Source organism: Nocardia sp. NPDC004722, from assembly GCF_053601505.1.
In genome coordinates this window covers 1-3,710 of the sequence record NZ_JBSGBY010000735.1, presented here as the reverse complement: position 1 = coordinate 3,710, position 3,710 = coordinate 1, and the positions used below count along the sequence as shown (strand labels likewise).

Genomic DNA, 3,710 nt, shown 5'->3' with positions numbered 1-3,710 from the left:
CGTAGACGTCCTTGGCCAGCACCGGGAACACCGCCGCGATCGCGCCGACCACGGTGGCGATCACCGCGACCGGGTTGAATCCCTTGGTGTACCAGTACTTTCCGGTCTCGGACATGGTGAACAGCTCGTCGACGGTGATCTCCCGCTTGCGCACCAGGTAGTAGTCGGCGATCAGCACCCCGAACAGTGGTCCGATGAACGCGCCCAGCACCTCGAGGGTGTAGTGGATGACGTCCGGGTTGTTGTACAGGTTCCACGGCGTGATCAGCACCGAGCCGACCGCCGCGATCATGCCGCCCATGCGCCAGCTGATCTTCTGCGGGCTCACGTGCGAGAAGTCGAAGGCCGGGGAGATGAAGTTGGCGACGATATTGATGCCGACGGTCGCGATGGTGAAGGTGAGCGCGCCCAGCACGATCGCGAAGGTGGAGTCGATGCGCGAGACCGTCTCGACCGGATCGGTGATGAGCTCGCCGTAGACCGGGATGGTCAGCGACGCGGTGATGACGACCAGCAGCGAGAAGGCCAGGAAGTTGACCGGCAGCCCGAGCAGGTTGCCGCGGCGCACCGCGGCCATGGACTTGCTGTAACGGGAGAAGTCGCCGAAGTTCAGCATGGGCCCGCAGAAGTAGGACACCACCAGCGCGATCGCGCCGAGGATCACCGGCAGGGCGTCCCAGCCGTGGTACTTGACCGACCCCAGCTGCAGGTTGATCGAACCCCATCCGGCCTTGTAGATCAGGTAGCCGCACAGGAAGAACATGACGACATAGACGGCGGGACCGCAGAAGTCGATGAACTTGCGGATCGACTCCATGCCCTGCCAGAACACGGCCGCCTGCACCACCCACAGCACCAGGTACGCGCCCCAGCCGAGCAGCGACAGCCCCAGGAAGCCGTAGTCCTTGGACACCGCGTACGGCGCGAGGCTCGGGAACAGCTTGACCGCCACCACGATCAGCGCCGCCGATGCCAGGTAGGTCTGAATTCCGTACCAGGCCACCGCGATCAGGCCGCGGATGATGGCCGGGATGTTCGCACCCTTCACACCGAAGGCGCTGCGGCACATGACCGGATACGGCACACCCGCCCGCTGGCTGGGCGCGGCCACCAGATTACAGAGGAAATATACGATCGTGATGCCGATGAGCAGCGCGGCCAGCACCTGCCAGCCGGCCAGGCCGAGCGCGAAAAGGCTACCCGCCGTGACGTATCCGCCGACGCTGTGCACATCCGACATCCAGAAGGCGAAGATGTGGTACGCGCCCCAGGTCTGTTTCTTCAGCGGGGCGAGATCATCATTGGTGAGCCTGGGGTCGTAGTCTGGAATCGATTTCTCCGCCGCGGACGCTGCCGCGGCGGGAGTGACGATATCGGTCATGGGGGTTCCGATCCGAAAAGCCGATGTAGTGAGTGGGCTCAAGGTAGGAACGAGCCGTTCCTTACGGATTGCTTTTCGGTTTCCGAATCATTTCGTGAGCCGTATATCTTTCGCGTGACAGCTTTCCGGCTCACGTTATGGCGGCTTTCCGGCTCACATCATGGCGGCGCTGAGGCGTCCGGGACCGGTGGTCAATCCCGGTCCCAGGCAGCCCATCACCATCTCCGGGGTCATCATCTCGTAGTCGGCGGTGACCTGAACCCGGTTGCCGAGCCCGAAACCGTCCACCACCTGCATCGGCCCGACCGTCGGTTGGGCCATGCCGACCGGCCAGGGACCCCAGAGCGTACTCGTCCGCCCGTTGTCCCAGGTGATCCAGACGGTGAGCGGGCCGTCGGCCGGATGCATGCAGTCCGCCCAGGCGATGTGCTCGCCGGTGAAGGTCGCGCCGGTGATGCCCGGGTAGCCGGTGCAGCCCCACAACCGCCCGACCGAGGTGAAGGTGAGCAGGGTCGGTGTCATGGTGATCGCGCCGTTCACCGCGGTCCAGCGGAAGTCGCCGCCGCTGCAGCTGCCGATGGCCTCGGCGCGCGCGGGTGCGGCGGACAGCGGGGCGAGTCCCGCGACCGCGACCGAAACGGTGAGTGCGGTCAAGGCTTTCACGATCGTCGGCACGGCTGCCCTCTCTCGAAGAAATAGGCGCTGAACTGCGGTGATCGCTGTGAACATAAACCCGGCGGTCGGTTTTGAACGGGATTGCCGGTCGCACGCCGTGTCTGATTCCCGCCGCCCGGCGACACCCAGGTGAATCCCTGGCAACATGACCGCCATGGATCTCATGGCGCGGATCGAGGCGGCGGCGACCCTTCTGGCACCGGTGATCCGGCGAACTCCCGTGGTGGCGTCGCGGGTGCTGTCGGAGCGCACCGGCCACGAGGTGTTCCTCAAATGCGAGAACCTGCAGCGCACCGGCTCGTTCAAGCCGCGTGGGGCCTACAACCGCATCGCGAACCTGTCCGAGGCGGAACGTGCGCGCGGAGTCGTCGCGGCCAGCGCGGGCAATCACGCGCAGGGGGTGGCCTGGTCGGCGACCTCGCTGGGGATCGAGTCCACGGTGTTCATGCCGGTGGGTGCGGCGCTGCCGAAACTGGTGGCCACCAAGGCATATGGGGCCACCGTGCATCAGACCGGCGACACCATCGACCAATCCCTTACCGCCGCAAGGGAATTCGCGGAGCGCACCGGCGCGACCCTGGTGCACCCGTTCGACCACATCGACATCGTGGCCGGGCAGGCGACCTGCGGACTCGAAATCCTCGACCAGCTACCGGATGTCGGCACCGTCCTGGTGCCGACAGGTGGCGGTGGGCTGCTCGCCGGGGTGGCCGCGGCCCTGCAACGGTTGAAGCCCGAGGTCCGGGTGATCGGGGTGCAGGCGGCCGAAGCGGCGGCCTGGCCCGCCTCGCTGGCGGCCGGGAAGCCGGTGGCGCTCGAGCAGATGGCCACCATGGCCGACGGCATCGCGGTCGGGCTGCCCGGCGAGGTGCCCTTCGAGCACATTCTCGAGTGCGCGCCCGCCATCGTCACCGTCGACGAGGAGGCGCTGTCCAAGGCGTTGCTGCTGTGCATGGAACGCTCGAAGCTGATCGTCGAGCCCGCGGGCGCGGCCGCCGTCGCCGCCCTGATGGCCTGTGAGGCAGCCGAACTCGCCCTCGAGGGTCCGGTCTGCGCCATCCTCTCCGGCGGCAATATCGACCCGCTGCTGCTGACCCGGGTGATCGGCCACGGCCTCAGCGCCGCCGGGCGCTACCTCGCCGCGCGCATCACCATCTCCGACCGCCCCGGCAGCCTCTCGCGCCTGCTCACCGAACTGGGCCGCACCGGTGCGAGCGTGGTGGACGTGGTCCACTCCCGCACCGAATCGTGGCTGGCCATCTACGAAGTCGAGGTGCTGCTCACCCTCGAGACCCGCGGGCCCGCGCACCGCGACGAGGTGCTCACCGCCCTCGCGGACGCGGGTTACGAGGTGCGCGTGGAGGACTGAGCCGTGGGTCAGTGCGCGCCACCGAGTTCCAGCGCCAGCACCCCCAGGATGACGAGCACGATCCCGCCGATCTGCACCGGCGTGATGCGCTCGTCGAGGAACAGGGCCCCGATGGTGGCCACCGCGACCACCCCCACCGCCGACCAGATCCCGTACGCCACGCCGATGGCCATCCCCCGCTTCAACGCCTGCGACAGGAAGTAGAACGCCGCCCCGTACCCGATCACCACGATGATCGACGGCACCAGCTTGCTGAACCCCTCGGAGATTTTGAGCGACACCGTC

4 protein-coding genes are annotated in these 3,710 nt (G+C 67.1%); 1 reads left to right on the top strand and 3 read right to left on the bottom strand.

The features are described 5' to 3' along the window. Both ACWELQ_RS40835 and ACWELQ_RS40830 read right to left on the bottom strand, forming a co-directional pair. Nucleotides 1-1,381 (bottom strand): NCS1 family nucleobase:cation symporter-1 (locus tag ACWELQ_RS40835; RefSeq protein WP_452402351.1); only part of this gene is annotated, 1,381 nt, incomplete at its 3' end. A gap of 153 nt (nucleotides 1,382-1,534) precedes the next feature. Further along, nucleotides 1,535-2,056 (bottom strand): hypothetical protein, encoded by a 522-nt coding sequence (locus tag ACWELQ_RS40830; protein ID WP_452402350.1) that lies wholly within the window; start codon nucleotides 2,054-2,056, stop codon nucleotides 1,535-1,537. 145 nt (nucleotides 2,057-2,201) lie between these two features. On the opposite strand from ACWELQ_RS40830, the gene ilvA reads away from it, so the two are divergent. After that, entirely contained in the window at nucleotides 2,202-3,425 is a 1,224-nt protein-coding gene (gene ilvA, locus ACWELQ_RS40825; protein ID WP_452402349.1) for a threonine ammonia-lyase, read from the top strand. An 8-nt stretch (nucleotides 3,426-3,433) separates the two neighbouring features. Here the strand turns inward: ilvA and ACWELQ_RS40820 are convergent. Then, a partial coding sequence (locus ACWELQ_RS40820) for a DMT family transporter (RefSeq protein WP_452402348.1) occupies nucleotides 3,434-3,710 on the bottom strand: 277 nt, incomplete at its 5' end.

Bases quoted from the DNA above. Each gene is read 5' to 3' on its own strand.
- ilvA (WP_452402349.1), top strand. From the start codon at position 2,202: ATGACCGCCATGGATCTCATGGCGCGGATCGAGGCGGCGGCGACCCTT.